Annotated in this window: 17 protein-coding genes and 9 pseudogenes; 12 read left to right on the top strand and 14 right to left on the bottom strand. The window is 41.3% G+C overall.

Annotated features, from left to right (window positions below):
- Positions 1 to 26 precede the first annotated feature (26 nt).
- The 6 genes and pseudogenes from ACUN2T_RS09485 to ACUN2T_RS09510 all read right to left on the bottom strand — a co-directional run.
- Positions 27 to 461: an HNH endonuclease signature motif containing protein gene (locus tag ACUN2T_RS09485; RefSeq protein WP_445497256.1), complete on the bottom strand. Its 435-nt coding sequence runs from the start codon at positions 459 to 461 to the stop codon at positions 27 to 29.
- A pseudogene (locus ACUN2T_RS09490) lies at positions 462 to 764 on the bottom strand (head-tail connector protein).
- Complete coding sequence (locus ACUN2T_RS09495; RefSeq protein WP_445497257.1) at positions 764 to 1096, bottom strand: phage head closure protein; 333 nt, start codon at positions 1094 to 1096, stop codon at positions 764 to 766. Before ACUN2T_RS09495 ends, ACUN2T_RS09490 begins: the two are co-directional and overlap by 1 nt.
- Positions 1093 to 1671: pseudogene (locus tag ACUN2T_RS09500) on the bottom strand (phage portal protein); the annotation flags it as partial. The pseudogene ACUN2T_RS09500 and the gene ACUN2T_RS09495, both read right to left, overlap by 4 nt.
- Positions 1669 to 2109, bottom strand: a pseudogene (locus ACUN2T_RS09505) (HK97 family phage prohead protease); the annotation flags it as partial. The pseudogenes ACUN2T_RS09500 and ACUN2T_RS09505, both read right to left, overlap by 3 nt.
- 43 nt (positions 2110 to 2152) lie before the next feature.
- Positions 2153 to 2590: pseudogene (locus ACUN2T_RS09510) on the bottom strand (phage major capsid protein); the annotation flags it as partial.
- Positions 2591 to 2705: 115 nt separating this feature from the next.
- Here ACUN2T_RS09510 and ACUN2T_RS09515 point away from each other — a divergent pair.
- From ACUN2T_RS09515 to ACUN2T_RS09530, 4 genes and pseudogenes are all read left to right on the top strand, one after another.
- A complete protein-coding gene (locus tag ACUN2T_RS09515; protein ID WP_445497258.1) occupies positions 2706 to 3488 on the top strand; it encodes a hypothetical protein in 783 nt (260 codons plus the stop codon).
- A complete protein-coding gene (locus tag ACUN2T_RS09520) occupies positions 3485 to 3862 on the top strand; it encodes a DUF1240 domain-containing protein (protein WP_445497259.1) in 378 nt (125 codons plus the stop codon). Before ACUN2T_RS09515 ends, ACUN2T_RS09520 begins: the two co-directional genes overlap by 4 nt.
- Before the next feature lie 86 nt (positions 3863 to 3948).
- Positions 3949 to 4833 carry an IS982 family transposase gene (locus tag ACUN2T_RS09525; RefSeq protein ID WP_445494444.1) on the top strand — a complete coding sequence of 295 codons (885 nt, stop codon included), beginning with the start codon at positions 3949 to 3951 and terminating at the stop codon, positions 4831 to 4833.
- Positions 4834 to 4989: 156 nt separating this feature from the next.
- A pseudogene (locus tag ACUN2T_RS09530) lies at positions 4990 to 5589 on the top strand (phage major capsid protein); the annotation flags it as partial.
- 57 nt (positions 5590 to 5646) lie between these two features.
- Here ACUN2T_RS09530 and ACUN2T_RS09535 read toward each other — a convergent pair.
- Positions 5647 to 5796: pseudogene (locus tag ACUN2T_RS09535) on the bottom strand (hypothetical protein); the annotation flags it as partial.
- Between the two features lie 255 nt (positions 5797 to 6051).
- Here ACUN2T_RS09535 and ACUN2T_RS09540 point away from each other — a divergent pair.
- From ACUN2T_RS09540 to ACUN2T_RS09550, 3 genes are all read left to right on the top strand, one after another.
- On the top strand, positions 6052 to 6351 hold the full coding sequence (locus ACUN2T_RS09540) for a hypothetical protein (protein ID WP_445497260.1): 300 nt from the start codon (positions 6052 to 6054) through the stop codon (positions 6349 to 6351).
- Positions 6352 to 7011: 660 nt separating this feature from the next.
- A complete protein-coding gene (locus tag ACUN2T_RS09545) occupies positions 7012 to 7986 on the top strand; it encodes an Rpn family recombination-promoting nuclease/putative transposase (protein WP_445497261.1) in 975 nt (324 codons plus the stop codon).
- Positions 7987 to 8306: 320 nt separating this feature from the next.
- Positions 8307 to 8609, top strand: coding sequence for a hypothetical protein (locus ACUN2T_RS09550; protein WP_445497262.1), 303 nt, complete (start codon positions 8307 to 8309; stop codon positions 8607 to 8609).
- Here the strand turns inward: ACUN2T_RS09550 and ACUN2T_RS09555 are convergent.
- Positions 8523 to 9971 carry a flavin-containing monooxygenase gene (locus tag ACUN2T_RS09555; RefSeq protein WP_445497263.1) on the bottom strand — a complete coding sequence of 483 codons (1449 nt, stop codon included), beginning with the start codon at positions 9969 to 9971 and terminating at the stop codon, positions 8523 to 8525. The genes ACUN2T_RS09550 and ACUN2T_RS09555 overlap by 87 nt on opposite strands.
- Before the next feature lie 141 nt (positions 9972 to 10112).
- Positions 10113 to 10396: pseudogene (locus ACUN2T_RS09560) on the bottom strand (autoinducer-2 (AI-2) modifying protein LsrG).
- 319 nt (positions 10397 to 10715) lie between these two features.
- Between ACUN2T_RS09560 and ACUN2T_RS09565 the strand changes: the two are divergent.
- From ACUN2T_RS09565 to ACUN2T_RS09575, 3 genes are read left to right on the top strand one after another with little or no spacing between them, the layout of a single operon-like run.
- On the top strand, positions 10716 to 11429 hold the full coding sequence (locus ACUN2T_RS09565; protein ID WP_445497264.1) for a DUF4225 domain-containing protein: 714 nt from the start codon (positions 10716 to 10718) through the stop codon (positions 11427 to 11429).
- Positions 11422 to 11790, top strand: coding sequence for a hypothetical protein (locus ACUN2T_RS09570; protein ID WP_445497265.1), 369 nt, complete (start codon positions 11422 to 11424; stop codon positions 11788 to 11790). The genes ACUN2T_RS09565 and ACUN2T_RS09570 overlap by 8 nt, the downstream gene beginning before the upstream one ends.
- Positions 11783 to 12142: a hypothetical protein gene (locus tag ACUN2T_RS09575; protein ID WP_445497266.1), complete on the top strand. Its 360-nt coding sequence runs from the start codon at positions 11783 to 11785 to the stop codon at positions 12140 to 12142. Before ACUN2T_RS09570 ends, ACUN2T_RS09575 begins: the two co-directional genes overlap by 8 nt.
- A 401-nt stretch (positions 12143 to 12543) precedes the next feature.
- Here ACUN2T_RS09575 and ACUN2T_RS09580 read toward each other — a convergent pair whose 3' ends face one another.
- The 5 genes and pseudogenes from ACUN2T_RS09580 to ACUN2T_RS09600 all read right to left on the bottom strand — a co-directional run.
- Positions 12544 to 13023 carry an Hcp family type VI secretion system effector gene (locus ACUN2T_RS09580; RefSeq protein ID WP_445497267.1) on the bottom strand — a complete coding sequence of 160 codons (480 nt, stop codon included), beginning with the start codon at positions 13021 to 13023 and terminating at the stop codon, positions 12544 to 12546.
- Positions 13024 to 13481: 458 nt separating this feature from the next.
- Positions 13482 to 13781 (bottom strand): (4S)-4-hydroxy-5-phosphonooxypentane-2,3-dione isomerase, encoded by a 300-nt coding sequence (gene lsrG / locus ACUN2T_RS09585; RefSeq protein WP_445497268.1) that lies wholly within the window; start codon positions 13779 to 13781, stop codon positions 13482 to 13484.
- An 11-nt stretch (positions 13782 to 13792) separates the two neighbouring features.
- Positions 13793 to 14668 (bottom strand): 3-hydroxy-5-phosphonooxypentane-2,4-dione thiolase, encoded by an 876-nt coding sequence (gene lsrF / locus ACUN2T_RS09590; RefSeq protein WP_445497269.1) that lies wholly within the window; start codon positions 14666 to 14668, stop codon positions 13793 to 13795.
- Positions 14669 to 14736: 68 nt separating this feature from the next.
- A pseudogene (locus ACUN2T_RS09595) lies at positions 14737 to 14850 on the bottom strand (autoinducer 2 ABC transporter substrate-binding protein LsrB); the annotation flags it as partial.
- A 16-nt stretch (positions 14851 to 14866) separates the two neighbouring features.
- Positions 14867 to 15157, bottom strand: a pseudogene (locus tag ACUN2T_RS09600) (ATP-binding cassette domain-containing protein); the annotation flags it as partial.
- A 230-nt stretch (positions 15158 to 15387) separates the two neighbouring features.
- On the opposite strand from ACUN2T_RS09600, the gene lsrR reads away from it, so the two are divergent.
- A complete protein-coding gene (lsrR, locus tag ACUN2T_RS09605) occupies positions 15388 to 16389 on the top strand; it encodes a transcriptional regulator LsrR (protein WP_445497270.1) in 1002 nt (333 codons plus the stop codon).
- Positions 16390 to 16476: 87 nt separating this feature from the next.
- Entirely contained in the window at positions 16477 to 18069 is a 1593-nt protein-coding gene (gene lsrK, locus ACUN2T_RS09610) for an autoinducer-2 kinase (RefSeq protein WP_445497271.1), read from the top strand.
- Positions 18070 to 18900 lie beyond the last annotated feature (831 nt).

Genomic DNA, 18900 nt, shown 5'->3' on the forward strand with positions numbered 1-18900 from the left:
ACCCCCACCCACTATTTCATTTGTTATTATTCTGCGACTAACCAACCGCGACGCTTTGCCGCTTCTGTTTCCCGTTCCTGATAGATACCCTGTTTGCGCTTCGCTTTGGTGATAGGATCTGTCTGTACGGTCTTGCGGTTATGGCAAGGTTGGCATAACGATTGATGATTGGATTCAGGCCAGAACAACACATCAGCTTCACCCTGTATCGGGATAATGTGATCCACAATCGTTGCAGAGGCATAGATATCTTGCTGTAGGCAGTGGACACATAACGGATCCGCTTTCAGGTATTGCAGCCGGTAGCGTCCCCACCGGTTACTGTAGCCTCGTTGGGCTCGGGTTCCCCGTTGTTTATCCTGTTGCCGTCTGGACTCGCGTTGATGTTGTTCACAGCGGCCTGACTTCACTCGCTCACGGCAATTAGGGTAGCTACAGCGCTTTAAAGGTTGCCACGGCATCTAATACACTCCCACATCACGATAGACAGACCACAATGACTTGATGGTAAAAGGGGTTTCTTTAAGTTCTGCTTCTGTTACCATCTCCCGATTTTCATACAGCAAGCCAATATAAAGCAGACAGCCCACCTTGATAGCAGGGGTAAAGGTCAATCCGTTATCAAACCGCTTGCCAATATGTTGCTGGCAGACTTCCAGCGCAGCTTCGGCATAGCCCATTTACAAGGCATCATCAAGCGTGTCGCTTTCATCCAGCCAGCAATGCTGTTTAATTTCATTCAGGGGAATTTCAATCCGGTTCATCAGAATACACCGCCTTTACAAAGCAACTCTAAGCGGGTGTGTTTCGCATCAGGGATAACCGCCACAATGTCAAAAGCGGTTCCTCTGGTGTTAGCCCCGTTATAGAGAATGATATTGGCGGTGGTCACGTCATCACGGCAACGCATCCAGATACGCACAGTGGCCTCAGAGAACACCGCACCGGATGCCAAACGCTCACGCCCGCTAATCGCCCTCACTTCCGCCCAGACGGTGGTGACATCCACCCACTTGTCAATAACCTGCCCTGACGGGGCACGTGACTGCTCGGATTTCTGGATAGTCACCCGATGCCTCAATCTGCCTGCCCTCATTCCTTGCCCTCCGGTTGTTTCTTGATTTCTACCGTTTGCTTCCATGCCTGACTAAATTCATCACCCCCTTCACGGGGAGAGAGTCCCTCACGTTCACGGGCTTCATTCGGGCACATCACCCCCGATTTAATCGCCGTCTCGTAGCTTTGGAAGCGTTCTTTCGGGTTGGCACGAAGCCGGTCGGCGGTATCAAATTCGACTTGGTAACGAATACCGCTTTTTGGTGAGGCCACCAGCAAGGCCGATTTGATTTGTTGCTCAAAGTTGGCAAGCCACGGGCGCATAGTGATAGTGAGTAAAGCGCGGGAGGCTTCGCTAAAGTTGCTATAGGTACTGTTCGAGTACTCTTGCAGGAAGATCGGACTGATATTGAACATCCGGGCGATATCTTCAATGGTGAAACGGCGAGAGGCCAGCCACTCCGCATCTTGATTGCTCATGCCTAATTGCTGGTAATCCATACCACCCTCAAGAATCGGTGTTTTCCCGGCATTACGCGCCCCTTTGTAGCGTTCGAGGGCTTCCAGTGCCTTAGCGCTCTTTGTACCATCTAACCAATCAGCGGACTTGATTAAGCTGGTGATCGTGATTTCTCGCAATTCAGCTTCTAACACCGTTCTGATATAAGGTTCTTGACCTGTGTCCCACTGATCTTTTAATGCCCTGAATCCGAAGCTCATCCCAGCAATATCACCCCGTTCAACCAGTGTCAGCACATCACGCCCTAATTGCGTATCAGGCGGAGTGAGTTCGAAACATAATCCAGTGGCATCTTCGCTAAGTTGTAATGTACCGGACGTGGTACGGCCTAACAGGTTCGTGTAATCATGTTCATAAAGTGCCCTGATATCTGCGCCTGCTGTTAAACTGGCGCTAAAGGCATTCGGAGCAAACTGCTCGACAAACTCATCCCACAAGATTTGGGATCGGCTGTTCCACTTAATCACGTAGCCTGTCAGTTTCTTATTGCTGGCAGATAACGAGGCGGTACGGATTTCAAAATCATTCTTCATTAGATAGACTCCAGACTATAAAGGGGCGCATTGCCCCTGATCGTTAACCCGCTTTCGTGCCTTTAATTTCCAGAACTTTGATAGCGTTAGAATCCACCAGCCCACCACCCAAATATTTATCGGTGTGTACCTTATAGAATCCCGGCTCGGTGATATTGTCAGGGCGAGTACGAATGCCTGTTTGATGGTCAATAATGAAGTAGCCGCGTTTGAAGTCACCCAGACCAATGATGTTATCCGGCATAAATTCGAGATAATGGACAGGCAAGCCCAGCAGCATATCAGGATCATCCGCTTGCAGACGTTCGCGCCAGATATAATCGCCGTTACCATTTTTCAGCTTTTGTACCTGCGCCGCTGTAGTTGAGTTCATCACCCAAACGGCATTCTTGCGGTATTTGTTTTTGAGCAGGAATTTCAGGTCAATCAGGCTATCGGCTTCCAGTTTGGCAGCTTCCAGTTTTTGCAGCGTACCGTAGGGATTAATCAGCTAAAACCCCAGCATGAATTTTTTGATGCCATTGGGTTAGAAAAAGTATTGAGTGATAATACCCAATATCACTTTGTTCTCACATTAGCGCAAGCCAAAAGCATTATTGAGGATATCAGTCCCTCCCATCCACAAACCCCCAAGTCATGGAGAAGCATTTGCAAGAGGTACGGAAGCAGAAAATCTAAGTTACGGAGACGAATTTGCAAGAGGCACGGAAGTAGATAACAAGAAAAAAAATCCTATGGCGTATGTATTTTCTGTCACAGATCCTATTTCCACCTATGCGGGAAATATTTATGATTCACATGGGTTTTCTGATGTTTGCCGGGAATTTAAGAGGTTAAGTATTACTGCAAAAACCTATGTGGGAGAAAATGGGAAAAAATATATTCATCTGTCAGGTCATGCTGGTCTTAGGCGTCTTGTCAGGGGAACCCGATACGGTGCTAGCCACCCTCAAATGTTAGCTATGGGGATAGGACAGCAGGGTCTTAATGCTAGTATTATCAAAGGTGTTAGATTCTGTATTGTCTTTTCGATTGGCTATAGATTGGTAGAAAGTATTTTTAAGGATGAATATACTTTAGCCGATTTTATCGGCAACATAACAATGGATATGGCTAAAACTGCTATTGTTGCTGCTGCATCTTGGGCTGTCGGTACACTTTTAACAGCGACAGCTATTGTAGGTGGTAGCATTATTGCTGTTGCTGGAATAGTTTTGCTTACCGGAATTGTGGTAGCTTATGGTTTGGATGTTTTTGATAAACGTTATGGAGTAAGTGATAAATTAATAGCATTATTAAAAGAAGAAATGAAAAGGAAACCAAGAACACGGGAAGCAGACTTACAATATTTTTTCAATACGATGGGAAGAATCAGGTGAATAACAAATATTTAAAAGCATTAGCTGGATTAATACTTTTATTATTTATGTCATTTATGATGTATCTAGTGAGTGAAAGTGTTTTTTCATTAATTCTTATGAAAGATGAAATAACATTTTCTAGCGGCGTTGTCATAGGTTTTATATCTTCCCCTCTATTGTTCTATTCTATAGCAGGCTCTATTTATTTCTTCCTGTTTGACCGATTACCTAAATATAACAAGGTAATTGTCAAATACTTGAGTAGGTTGATGATTGCATCATTTATTATTAGCTTTCCTGTTTCTTTGTGTGTTAGTTACAAGTTAAAAAGCGATGGTTATGTCACATGTAATAAAATATCGTGGATGTCACCAACAACCTACGTAACCTGAGCTTCGCTTAAGGGAAGGGAACTAAAGTGCCTGAGGCACGATCAAAGTTTTTGCTAAAGAAAACAAAATCGTGGAGACCCTCAGGCATGGTTAATTTAGAAGAACTTTACTGCTGCGTCGATGACTTTTGCCAAAAATTTATTCCTCTCTGGCATCAACAACTCATTGAACATGGATTACGTAAACGACACCGGGAGGCATCTCTTTCTCTCAGTGAAGTCATGATGATCCTCATTTTATTTCATATGAGTCATTATCGTGATTTTAAAACATTTTATATTGAACATGTAAAACAATATCTTACAGCCGATTTCCCCGGATTAGTCAGCTATACGCGTATCCTCACCCTGAAAAAAAGGGCGCTTATTCCTTTATGCGCTTTTCTTTCATCACGTAAGGCACAAACTCAAGGAATTGCTTTTATTGATTCCACCAAAATTGCTGTTTGTCACAATCGTCGTATTCCTCGTCATCGCGTATTTGAAGGGATGGCACAACGAGGTAAAACGAGCACAGGCTGGTTTTATGGCTTTAAACTTCATTTGGTTATCAATGATTGCGGTGAATTGTTAGCCGTGAAACTCACCGCAGGAAACCAGGATGATCGTCAGCCAGTCAGCGCGTTGACAAAAGGACTCACAGGCTGTTTGTATGGGGATAAAGGGTATTTGTCCCAGGCTTTATGCGATGAGTTAGAAGCGGAAGGTGTCACGTTAATCACCAATGTCCGGAGTAACATGAAAGCCAAAGCATTATCTCTCTGGGATAGGTTGATGTTAAGACGGCGATTTTTGATAGAAACGGTCGTCGACCAGCTCAAAAATATTTCTCAGATAGAACATTCAAGGCATCGCAGTCAGCTCGGTTTTTTGTTAGAAGTTGCTGCCGGTCTTATTGCTTATACATTCCAGCCTAAAAAACCGAGCTTGAATCTACGGGATAATGAGATCGCTATCTTTAAACGAAGCTGAGGTTACGTAAAAAATTTGTCATTGTGTAAATGATTTTTTTGTAAATATTTTGTTTTCATGTTTTCTCTTGTTTAGCCTCTAAATCTCAGAGGCTTTTTTATTATTTTTCTAGGTGTTAAATAGTGTTTTAAAGAAAATAACTATTCCAAAAACACCATGAAAAAACTACTCGAATTACGCCAACAAAAATCCGATTTAACCATCCAAATGCGTTCGCTTCTCACCAAAGCCGAAGACGAAAAACGCTCACTCAACGCTGATGAGGCCAAACAGTTCGACGAGCTGCGCAGTTATATTCTGACTGACGAAACTCGCTCGTTGTCTACAGGCGTTCCGGCAGACGGTGGCTATACCGTTATCCCTGAGCTGAATAAACAGATTATGCAGCAATTGGCTGATGAATCTGTTATGCGTCGAATCTGTACCATCAAAACCACACGCAGCAATGAATATAAGCAGCTTGTTTCAGTCGGTGGCGCACTCCGAAGAGGGCAAGGCTCGCGGTGAGACGTCTACGCCGAAAATGGAAGAAGTGAGCATTAAGCTGTTTCCTATCTACACTTATCCCAAAACCACACAGGAAATTATCGATTTTAGCGATGTTGACATTTTAGGCTGGCTGACCTCAGAAATTGCAGACACTTTTGTCGATACCGAAGAAACGGATCTCATTAGCGGTGAGGTGACGGCAGCAAGAAAGCAAAAGGCTTCCTGTCTTATCCTCGTGACACCCAAGCCGATAAGGTTCGCGTATTCGTTCGCACTTTCCGATATTCCTGTTTGTACTCCAGCATAATTTTCGGTATCGACTCACCGAACTGTAAAAACCCAACTAATACCACCAACTTTAGATGTTTTTGCACTCAATCCAGCACCATCGGCAAAAAACTCAATATTGTCCCTTTCTCTTCCGTGTAGGGTTTTAAGTTTTTTGTCACTGAGCTTGTTTAGTTCGGCAGCCATGATCATCCGAGATATTTATACAAATGTTTATACGAAGTGTGCTGCAAAAGCGGAAAAACGTCAATAAACACTGTAACAACACACAGTTGAATTATTTATTAATTATTTGATATTTATATAAAAATAATAATCATGGACAAACTTCAGAACACAAAGTAAATATAATATCTTATATATTGAATATATCTATATGCTGTTATGAAAAGGTATACTATGACAACTAAAACGCACTCGTCCGCTAAGGTAAAGAAATCTATGAAAATAGAAACATTGAGTGGGGCTGAACGCATCAATTGTAATATTGATAAAGATACTGAATATTTAGTTATTAAATTGGATCGTAACATAGTTAACGCCACTGAATATGGGAAAGCCTTATATGTCGCTGTAAACGCAGCCGTTGCAACGGTGAATTCTATTGCTATTCATAGTGATAATGACCATCCAACATTACACTTTGTTAGCCCAAAAACAGGTAATGCTCCTTCTGTATTTAAGGCTGGTAAGAGATCGATACAGAAAGCAGAACCTGGGATTCAAGTAAAAGAGAATTGAGTATAAGTAATTATTGTATATGGGAAACAGGAAAGCTTATTTATCGTCTTCACCATGAGGTATTTTCTGCTGTTCAGTTTAATCCTGGTTATGATTCAGGCGGTTTATGTCGAGCCAAAATCTGTTTTTGAATCAGAAATCGCTATGGAAGACATTGAGACTATTATTGATGACCTCGGCATGGTACCAATAAATATAGGTGGTGATCCTGATGATTAGTTAATTCGCTGTATCAGTGCTAAATATCAAGCTTAAGTCATCTTTTCATATTAAATAAGGTTATCTGATATATAGACCGTTTAATTTGGTGATAAAGCCTCTGGATATTCTGCCCTGGGTAATTTAGTTATTTAAACGATGTTGTATTTTATCGTTATATTGAAGTGATTTATTTCACTTCCGACATCACACCAATAAAAGAGGCTTTCTTCCTTAGTTCAGACATCAGAAATGCAAGTTATTCAACATAACACCTTTTTTGAGGTCATAATTCGTGCTGATTTCCAATAAATAATAAACCTGAACTTCACCTAAGAAGGAAATTAAAATATCTGAGATATGATCAACGTTTCTGTCAAAGAACATTCAAGACATCGCAGTTTGCTCGATTTTTTGCTTAATATTCCTTCAAGATAAAAGAAAGTATGTTACCATTCGCCGATGAAGAGAAAAAAAACACCAACGCCCCATGACGCTGTTTTTAAACAGTTTTTAAGTCATATTGATACTGCCAGAGACTTCCTGGAGATACATTTGCCTGCTAAATTACGGGCCGTTTGTGATCTGGATACACTGCGGTTGGAATCAGGGTCGTTTATTGAAGACAATTTGCGTGCGCATTATTCCGACATTTTATATTCATTGAAAACGGCACGGGGTGACGGTTATGTGTATTGCGTGATAGAACACCAAAGTTCACCGGACAAGATGATCGCATTTCGATTGATGCGTTACGGGATTTCAGCAATGCAACGGCATCTGGAACAGGGACATGAAAAATTGCCGCTGGTCATTCCGGTGTTGTTCTATCACGGGAAAATACAGCCGTATCCCTGGAGTACCAATTGGCTCGACGGCTTCGATGATCCGGCCCTGGCAAAGGAAATTTATTCCGGTCCCTTCCCGCTGGTCGATGTGACAGTCATCCCGGATGATGAGATCCTGACGCACAAACGGGTCGCGCTACTGGAAATGGTGCAAAAGCATATCCGGCAGCGCGATATGGCGGAGTTACTGCAAGAATTGGTTATGCTGCTGACGTACGATTACTATACGGATGATCAGCTAAAAAGCGTGCTAAACTACTTATTACAGGCGGGAGATACCGCCGATCCAGAGGGTTTTATCCGGCGACTGGCAGAACAGTCCCCGAAGTATGAGGAGGTACTGATGACAATAGCGCAGAAACTGGAGCAGAAGGCGCACCAGAAAGGGTTTATTGAAGGACGCCAGGAAGGACGTCAAGAAGGACGTCAAGAAGGACGCCAAGAAGGACTCCAAGAAGGATTGCATAAAGGCGAAAAGCGGGGGACCCTGAAAATCGCGTGTGCGATGATCGATATGGGTATCGATCGTGAAACGATAATGAAAACCACCGGGTTGAGCCAGAACGAACTTGAGCAAATACGGCACTAACTCATGTTGAGAGTGCTTAATCAGCATTAACGATCCGTGTTAAAAGAGGATGTTACGGTGACTGTCAGAACAGTCACCGAAGTTTGAGTATCGACCGTTATCGGCATAAAAATGCTTGAGTCAATACACGAAACGCATAAATAGAAGCCGCACATTTACATGCCAGGCGATAAGACCGAGTCTGAATCTACGTGTCTCTGAGATCTCTGTCCTTAAGCAGAGCTGAGGTTAATTAAGCTCCCAGAAAATGGAGCTTTTTCTGTCATACTTAGATTCCTTTCTTCTTTGCGATTCTAGTGCTTGTGTACTACGGTGGGATTGTGACTGGCTTGTTACCATGGCAAGAGAATATTTCAACGGAAGGACATATCTTTGGCGTGATATCTGGACTGGTTTTTTCTTGGTTGTCAAAGAAATGGATAATAACGAGCCATCAGTTTTATTCTTGTCGAAAGGATGAAGAAGATGACTATAACCGTCTGGTGATGAGTCTCTCCATTTATTTGGATATCTTCTTCATCCAACATTTAGCGCGGTTATGTCCATTTCAACGCAGCATCATCGATAGGCTGTTGCAAAACCTGTTGATCTTTTTTGTAATCATGTGGAACCTGCCAGGTTGAGCTGCGTCCCTGACGAGGAAGAGAATCCGCTGCACGTTTGACATAACCCGATTTCAAAGCACTAAAAATATTTTCGTCCTCCAGTATTTCACCCGGTTGAGCATATGGTGTCACAACCGTTGCACCGCGACGCTCCATCTCGTTCAACAAACGGCAGATGTATTCCGCAGATAGATCAACTTTCAACGTCCAAGCGTTATTGATATAACCAAACAGACAGGCAAAATTAGGGATATCCTGTATCAACGTCCCCTTATAGAGCATTCGATCATGGCCTTGTTGTTTTTGCCCATCAATAGAGAGTTCAACCCCGCCAATAAAATGTAATTTCAGCCCAGTTGCTGTAACAATAATATCCGCGGGTAATTCTTTACCGGATTGTAACAAGATACGGTTTTCAGTTATGCGTTCAATATGGTCAGTAACGATAGACGCTTTACCTTCTTTCAGTACCTTAAATAGATTACTACTGGGAATAAAACACAGCCGTTCATCCCATGGCATATACTTTGGCGTCAAGTGCTTCATGTCAAAATCTGGGCCGACACGTTTGCGAGCAGACGCCAGCAAAAACGATTTCAATAAGTTAGGTAAATATCGACTCGTTTTATAAAGTAAACGGTACAGAAAGAGATTGCGATTTCTACTCAATGTGTAAATCCAGCGCTGTGGAATAATGCCTTTGCAGTACTCTGCTATCTTATCTCTTCCTGGTATTGAAAAAACATAACTCGGGGAGCGCTGTAACATCGTGATATGTTCAGTATCATTTGCCATAGCAGGAAGTAAAGTGACTGCTGTTGCGCCGCTACCAATCACAACAACCCGCTTTCCTTTGTAATCTAATCCTTCAGGCCAGTGTTGAGGGTGAATTACCGGGCCTTTGAAATCTTCAATGCCGGGGAATTTAGGTATATAAGGTTCATCATAGTTATAATAACCTGTTGCAGCGACGAGAAAATCACAGGTAAATTGCCGGGTTTCTCCACTGATTTCGTCAATCGCGGTAACGGCCCACTGGCGAGTCACATTTGACCAGTCAGTCTGAGTGATTTTTAGCCCAAACTGTATTTTCTGGTCAATTTCATACTCTTTTGCTGTTGTGTGGATATAGCTTTTAATTGAAGGCCCATCTGCAAAAATACTGGTGTCTGTCCAAGGGCGGAATTTATAGCCATAGCTCATCATATCTGAATCTGAGCGAATGCCCGGATAGCGAAATAAATCCCAGGTACCGCCTATCGTATGGCGACGCTCTAAGATAATAAATTTTTTATCAGGACATTTCTTTGTTAAATGACATGCTACGCCAATGCCAGCAATACCCGCGCCGATAATCAAAACATCGTAATGGTTGTTCATTGTTATTTCTCCCACAAAGTCATCTTTTGATGAGGTCAATATCCCGTAATCAAGTTATGTTATTTTTTATTCAGTAGGATTTCCACTGTTAGAAACAGTGATTATTTCGGTTGAAATAAATTGTAACAACATGAATTGGAACTAAGATCTTATCAAACGAATGCAATATTTCACTTCTGGTATAATACCAATAAAAGAGGTTTTCTTCCTTGGCTCGGATATCAGGAATTCAAGCTATTTAACACATTTCAGATAATTAAGTGTTTTTTATGTATATTGGCAGTGTTCTCATCAACATACGCTTCATAAATATAAAATCGAATAAGAATATTTTTACCTCGGAATACATCAAAATGCAGATTGCCCTTTTCCTGAATTGAGCCAAGATGATTTAATAAAAGAACTCCATAAATAGAAAAGAGAATTCTACTAAATTTTCCTGCTCATTCTTTTTTACTCAAAAACAACTCATAGGATTTGCTGGTATATTCATTCTGGTGTATTTTGTCAGCAGGAAAACCTATTGATTGTTTATTTATTGTGGTTTAATAATATTGGCTATCCACTGGAATCTATAATCAGCACCCTCGGATCCAGAGTTTACAGTGTTTTTTTAAACAAGATGGTGGAACGATGCTTGTGTTGTTTGAGGATCGTATAAGTTAGAATTAATGAGTTTAGAGGTTAAAATGGCATTCTCATCAAAGCATCATAGTTGTTTAGAGGCAAAAATTAGAGAGTTAAATGAAATATCATCTAGGCTCAATTTACGATATCTTTCTGATATTAGAAGCAAAAATGGTTTTTTTTTTCGAAACGAATGAACTAATAAGAAATATTAATCACGAGGTAGCCTCAAATTGCTTGTCTGTTGATGGGGGTATTGAAATCATTCAAAGTGAAATAGATAATCTGAAGAAACAGGAGTTTGACCTGTTAATAAACGATAGCCAGCAGTATATGATTGTTCAAAAAGAAATGGAAGATGAACAAGTTAATTTAGTTTTAAAACAAGTTGGTTTTGTTAGTGGTGGCTCTCAAATTTTTGCAGGTATTGGGGTGTGCGTGGCCTCTCTCGGTGCAGCTTGTGCGGGTTTTGGTGTTCCATTATTGGTGCAAGGAGGAAATAATGTTTATGAGAATGGGTATTACCTGTTATTAAGAAAAGAGATTTCAGGTCCGGCAAGAGATGTTTATCGTGATGTGGCTAAAACACTTGGTTATAGTGAAGCTGATGGTGATAGAGTTTACGGCTATGTAGATCTAGGGTTGTCTGGGTACGGAATGGTAAGATCTATTGTGAGGCCAGGTACTTTTCGTCTATTTAGATATATTCAATCTGATTATATCAGAGGGTGGCAAGAGATGGGGAAAGTACCTTTGATTGCTGAAATTATCGGTGATGCTGTGACTGGTTTCAGTATTTATTCGATTTCTGATGGTGAAAAAAATGAATAATGATGTGACATTGTCATATTACAATATCTTTTTTGTTATTGTTTATTACGCAATGTCTATTTTCGTGTTTATTATACTTTTTAAATTGAGAGGGTACGTAAAAATTTATATTCAGGCGGTTTTTTTTACTATTATTCTTTCAGTTTTTACTTTTATTCAATATAATATTTTAGTAAATGGTGGGGTGCTGATATATATATTTCCACATTATTTTAGTATCTATGATTATGATTCAATTACTTATGGTACTTTGTTTTTTTTCATTGTATATTGCTGTCTGATGCCTGTGAGTAAGTTTTATCGTGATGCATCTGATGCAGAGGAAGAAGAAAATAAGAATAATGGTGAAAAAAATGAATGATGATGTGACATTGTCATATTACAATATCTTTTTTGTTATTGTTTATTACGCAATATCTATTTTGGTATTTATTATACTTTTTAAGCTAAGAGGTTATGTAAAGGTTTATGTTCAAGCAGTGTTTTTTTCTATTGTTCTTTCAGTTTTTACTATTATTCAATATAATATTTTAGCAAATGGTGGTGTGCTGATATATATATTTCCTCATTATTTTAGTATTTACGATTATAGTTCGATTCGGTTTGGTGGTTTGTTCTTTCTAATTATATATTCCTGTTTGATGCCAGTGAGTCAATTTTATCGTGAAGAAAAAGGAAAGAAGAGCAAAGGTAATGGTGAAAAAAATGAATGATGATGTAACATTGTCATATTACAATATCTTATTTGTTATGCAATGTCTATTTTCGTATTTATTATACTTGTTAAGTTGAGAGGGTATGTAAAGATCCATATTCAAGAAGTAATTTTCATTCTTGTTCTTTTATTTCTTAATGTTGTTCAATATGCCATTTTAGCAAATGGTGGTGTGCTGACATATATATTTTCATATTGCTTTAGTATTTTCGGTTATAATTCAATTGCTTATGGCGCTTTATTTTTTTAATTGCATATTACTGTCTTGTTCCCGTGAGTAAATCTTATCGTCATAAAGAAAATAAAAATGATTGAGACTTACTTAATGGTTTATAAAGCGCAGCCTGTTTTCAAGTTGTAAAACCCCACCTCCCAAAGAAGCGGGGATTTTATTAGGTATTAATATACCGTATCTTCCCATATACTATAACCACTCGTCCCTGCGATAACATGGCTCCATGTTATGCTTTTATATATTAATGACAATGTTTCTTGCGGTTGCAGATTATTATGTTCTAAAGAGTTAGGATGGAGGACACTGTGTTCCAATATTTTAGCTTTGATTAGCTTTAATTTAAAATATAATTCCAGCCCTCCATTTGAACTTGTACGATAAAGATCAATAAAGCAATCCAGTAATTCATTATTGGAAATTGCAACGCCTAATAAAGGCGTTGATTTATCAACAGGCTTTTTAATTATCACCGGTTGATGATTGACATTTTTCTTACGTAACATTGAGTGGCTTAAACTGTAAACCAAGATTTCATCCTGATGATTTTCTTGGTATTTGTTACCAATCGAATCAATTGACGAGCAACCAGCGGAAATTAATCCCTGATCCTTCCCTTTTATTGTTAAATAAATTAAGTCAGCCACAATATGTTTACTCCTGTGCCATCGGTATGAATTGCATATGTAAGAAAGTAGTTTGATTTTTAGCTTCATCTCTTTTTCTAACGTCCATCATGCTATCAAAAGGTCAGACATCGGTATGTCTGTCTGGAAAGCATTTTGAAGTATTCTGGTTTAATATCGTCTAAAGAGGAGAATGTTAATCAATACTCTTTCCATTGCTCAAAAATAGCGTATTTTGAGTGAAAGTTAACCATTTGAATTGATTTATAGGCAATGATTCACTAGCGATATCGGTATTGCTAATATGACATTCAGCAATGTTGGCTTTGGTACTTGGATATTTTGCCGGGCGTTATTGCTCATTGGTATTACTGATTGGCAAGAAAAATGCAGGAGCATAAACCCGGGGCGGGATATCCCCCCCGGTTTTTTCAGCAAATTATAAACAGTATTATCTTTTATCATTATATTGCTGTGACTTATTTCACTTCTGGCATCACACCAATAAAAGAGGTTTTCTTCCTTGGCTCAGATATCAGAGATTCAATCTCTTCAACACATTTCAGATAATGAGGTGTTTTTTTATGTGCATCGGCCGCTTTCTCATCGACATACGCTTCATAAATATAAAAACGGGTAGGAATATTTTCATCCCGTAATACATCAAACCGCAGATTACCTTCTTCCTGAATTGATCCCAGATGATTGAAGCGGAAAATTTCAAGAAACTTATCTAATTTGTCCTGTTTAACATTAATTTCAACCATAGTGACGTGCATTTTAATTCTCCTTACCCTTTTTCATTTAAAAATAATTCATAAGCTTTGCCGGCATCTTCATTCTGGTGTACGACCGCGTGAACGGCTTTCAACATCGCAACCGGTGCTTCGGATTGGAAAATATTGCGCCCCATATCGACACCAGCAGCGCCTTGATCAATTGCCTGATAACACATCTCCAGCGCCTCTTTTTCTGGCAGCTTTTTACCGCCAGCAATCACAATAGGAACCGGGCATCCACTGGCAATACGCTCAAAGCCAGGATCGACATAGTAAGTTTTGATAATTTGCGCGCCCATTTCAGCCGCAATGCGGGTCGCCAGAGAGAAATAACGCTGATCCCGTACCATATCCTTACCAACGCCGGTGACTGCCATGGTTGGCATCCCGTAACGCATTCCCTGATCGACTAACTTGATAATATTCTTGATCGACTGATGCTCATGTTCTGAGCCGATATACACCTGAGCGGCTACCGCACAGACGTTCAGACGCAAAGCGTCTTCCATCGCGACAGCGACTGCTTCATTGGACAATTCCGTCAAAATCGAGTTGGCGCCGGAAGCACGCAACACTACAGGTTTATTGGTGGCGGGCGGAACCTGACTGCGAAGAATACCGCGGGTACACATCAATACATCAGTATGCGGAAACAACGGCGCAATATTGATATCAATGCGTTCAAGGCCGGTGGTTGGCCCTTGAAAGTAACCGTGGTCGAAAGCCAGCATAACAGTTCGATTGGTTTTGGGATTGAAAATACGTGATAGTCGTGATTGCATGCCCCAATCAAGTGCGCCACAGCCTTTCAGTTCAAATAAACTGTTCTTTTGCGGGACATCAAGACCAAAATCTTTACCATCTTTAATATCGTCTAAATCTGCCATTTTTCCTCTCCTAACGAGCTTACACTGGGCCAGCAACCCTTAATGGCGGAGATTGCCGGACAGTAGAATTAGAAATCGTACTGATTGATATTGTCTTTGGTGAAAATCACCCGTTCAGGCAAAACAACAATACCGTTTCCTTTGGCTTCATCGCTGTAGCCCTGGATACGGTATAAGCTGATTGAACGTCCTACTACCTAGCAATGGTTCCTGTAGTATCAGATTAATACCAAGTTGATGTGCTTTGGGGAGATTGAGATGGCTAACATTATTGCCATCGATCTTGATAGATCCTTTATCCGGTTGTTTTATACCGGCAATGATCTTCATCAGTATTGATTTGCCTGCACCATTATCCCCTAACAGAGTATGTATTTGTCTTAGAAGCAGAGTAAAATCAATATGTTTCAGTACCATTACGCCGGAAAATTGCTTACTGATGCCACTGACTTCTAATAGCGGTGGTACTGCGGTGTTGTTATGTAACATCGCGGCATCCTCTTAATGCTGGTGTTGAGGCAAACAAAATGAACATTTATGTAAATAAAAAATAATTGTTCAACATGGTAGCTGTTAAATTGTGATATTGGCACTATTTAGATCACATTTTGTGAAAAAATTAGATCTGCGTAATATTATGTTCAAATTTTTACGGTAAGACTCTGGCGTGTTATACGTTTTAATGGTTATCTGTTGAGTGCGGATAAAAGAAAGTGGTTATGTCGATAAAATCAGCGAAAGAAAAATCAGTTAAAGAGAAAAATGTGTCGTCCGAGGACACCTATCCGGGTAATAGCATGAGTGAAGAAGAGCTGCTTGCGCGTATTGCATGGTTTTACTATCACGATGGCCTGACACAAGGGGACATTGGTGATCTATTGGGTTTGAGCCGGTTAAAAGTTTCTCGATTACTGGAAAAGGGGCGGCAGTCAGGTGTGATTCGGGTACAGATTAATTCCCGTTATGAGGGGTGCCTGGAACTGGAAGATACCCTGCAAAAACATTTTTCTTTGAAACAAGTGCGCGTTTTACCTGCACTGGCTGATATGAATCTTAATGCCAGATTGGGGGTTGGGGCGGCCCATTTGCTGATGGCGTTGATTGAACCACAGCAATTACTGGCAGTCGGGTTTGGTGAAACCACCATGTGCACATTGCAGCATCTAAGTGGTTTTATCTCATCACAACAAATCAGGCTGGTCACATTGTCCGGTGGTGTGGGTCCTTATATGACCGGCATCGGCCAACTGGATGCCGCCTGTCCAATCAGTATTATCCCCACACCACTGCGTGCTTCGACGGCTCTGGTAGCCGAAACATTCCGGCAGGAGAGCTGTGTTCGTGATGTTTTGCTGGCGGCGTGTGCGGCTGATGTGGCGATTGTTGGTATCGGTGCAGTTAATCAGAAACAGCAGGCGACCATTATGCGTTCTGGCTATATCAGTGGTGGTGAACAACTGATGTTTGGCCGGAAAGGTGCGGTGGGCGATATCCTTGGCTATTTTATGCAAGCAGATGGTCAATTGGTGGACGATATGCAAATTCATCAAGAGCTTATTGGTATCTCTATGCTGGAACTGAAAACGATTCCAACGGTTATCGGTGTTGCGGGAGGAGAGGATAAAGCGGAAGCCATTGTTGCTGCACTTAATGGTCAATATATCAATGCGCTGGTAACGGAAGAGCAGACCGCCAGAGCGATGCTGAATGTGCTGCGCTGAACCTGCATTCAATCTATCCGTGAATAAACAGAAAAAATTTGAGGTAAGGCTATAAGTTCAAAAAGTCATTAAACTGAGGATAGCATCATGAATCAACGCCGTAGTGTTAATCCATCGGGAAAATATCTGATGGCGCTTGATGCAGGAACAGGGAGCGTTCGTGCAGTAATATTTGATCTTGAAGGGAATCAGATAGCCGCAGGGCAGGCTGAATGGGTACATCAGCCTGTCCCTGATGTACCGGGCTCAATGGAGTTTGCGTTAGTGAAGAACTGGCAACTGGCTTGCCAGTGTATCCGCCAGGCACTGAAAACGGCGGAATTGCCTGCCAGTGCTATCCAGGGGGTGGCATCTTGCTCTATGCGGGAAGGGATTGTGCTTTATGACAGCAATGGTGAACCAATCTGGGCTTGTGCCAATGTGGATGCGCGTTCCAGCCGTGAAGTGAGTGAGTTGAAAGCGCTGTATAACAACACCTTTGAATATGATGTTTATCGGTGTTCAGGGCAAACGTTAGCACTGGGGGCGATGCCTCGTCTGTTATGGCTTGCGCATCACCGTCCGGATATTTACCGTCAGGCAGCCGCTTTAACGATGATCAGTGACTGGCTGGCAAATATGCTCAGTGGTGAATTGGCCGTCGATCCCTCTAATGCCGGTACGACAGGAATGCTGGATTTGGTGAGCCGTGACTGGCGTCCCAACCTGCTTGAGATGGCTGGTTTGCGTTCTGATATTCTTTCTCCGGTCAAAGAGACCGGAACCCTATTAGGTTACATCACTGAAAAAGCCGCGTCTCAATGCGGGCTTAATGTTGGAACACCGGTCATTATGGGGGGAGGTGATGTACAGCTCGGTTGTCTTGGCTTAGGGGTTGTCAAGCCTGCACAAACCGCGGTTCTCGGTGGGACTTTTTGGCAGCAGGTTGTCAATTTACCCGCGCCGGTCACTGACCCGAATATGAATACCCGGATAAACCCGCATGTTATTCCGGGTATGGCTCAGGCGGAATCTATCAGTTTCTTTACCGGTTTGACGATGCGTTGGTTCAGGGATGCATTTTGCGCGGAAGAGAAATTATTGGCGGAGCGTCTTGGCGTTGATACATATAACTTACTGGAAGATATGGCAGCCAGAGTACCCGCCGGCGCTTATGGAGTTATGCCGATTTTTTCTGACGTGATGCGGTTTAAAGCCTGGTATCATGCGGCACCTTCTTTTATTAACCTTTCGATAGATCCTGAGAAATGCAATAAAGCGACATTATTCCGTGCATTAGAAGAAAATGCGGCGATTGTCTCGGCTTGTAATCTGGATCTGATTTCTGCATTTTCGACCGTTAAACCGGATTCATTGGTATTTGCTGGCGGTGGTTCAAAAGGAAAATTATGGAGCCAGATTTTATCTGATGTGACAGGGCTGCCGGTTCGGGTACCGATGGTCAAAGAATCTACTGCTTTGGGATGTGCCATCGCCGCCGGAGTGGGGGTTGGGCTTTACGATGCAATGAGCACGACAGGGGAAACACTGGTGCGCTGGCAACATGAATATCAGCCAAATCCTGAACATTATGAAGTGTATCAAAAAGTTAAAGAGAACTGGCAGGCGATATATGCCGATCAGTTAACTTTAGTCGATCATGGTTTGACAACTTCATTATGGAAGGCGCCGGGGTTATAGCTTGCAATGAGTTGCTCTACCGTATTGCTGGGTGTACTTGCGCCGATATGCGCTTTGTGCACCAAGTATTCTCTTATGCCTGAAAATGTGTGACGTTGTGGTTTGAGATAACGGCGAATTTACCGACATTACATGGTCTGTCTGCTTCAATAATATTGTAATGTTGGCCGAGAATTAAATAGATATATGGACACCGGCTCAATGCAAGTTTTCTGATTTTTGCTGGTTATTGTACTCTTTGGACACTCTCTAGATAGCTGGAAAAGTGTCGGCTATTCTTAAATTTTCTCCCATTGCTCAGAACAATTATCAGGGCTGAGGTGCCAGCGGGTCTATGCTCGGCGACTATTGCAGATTTTCATCGCAATTCTTGAAGACGGTTGTTATTCGATATTAACGTTTTTAATAAATTGCTCCATGGATTGATGGTAATGGTGATGTATCACTGTTTCATGCAGAAATTGCACAGTTGTTCAGTTTTATTCAACTAATGGTGAATATACATACAGGAACAAAGATTTAAGTTTAGGATTTTTGCTTATTAATCAGATCGTAAGAGTTGGATTAGGTTCTTTTTAGGCTATCTGCTATTTTGAAAATTTACTTTATTGCTGTTTCTTATTGTGACAGTAATCAAATTAGTTTTCTTGACTGATATAAGTAATTAAACTACTTTTTAATAGCTACCTTGTATAAGCTAATTCGAAAAAATCGATTTAGCAGTTATCACAATATTATGCAGTTAAGTTTATTGTATGAGCCAGGTCACACAAGAGGATTTTTTAGGGCTTAAGATTAATATTGGCATGGGCTGTACATATTAAAAATATC

Source organism: Photorhabdus machadonis (assembly GCF_052657765.1).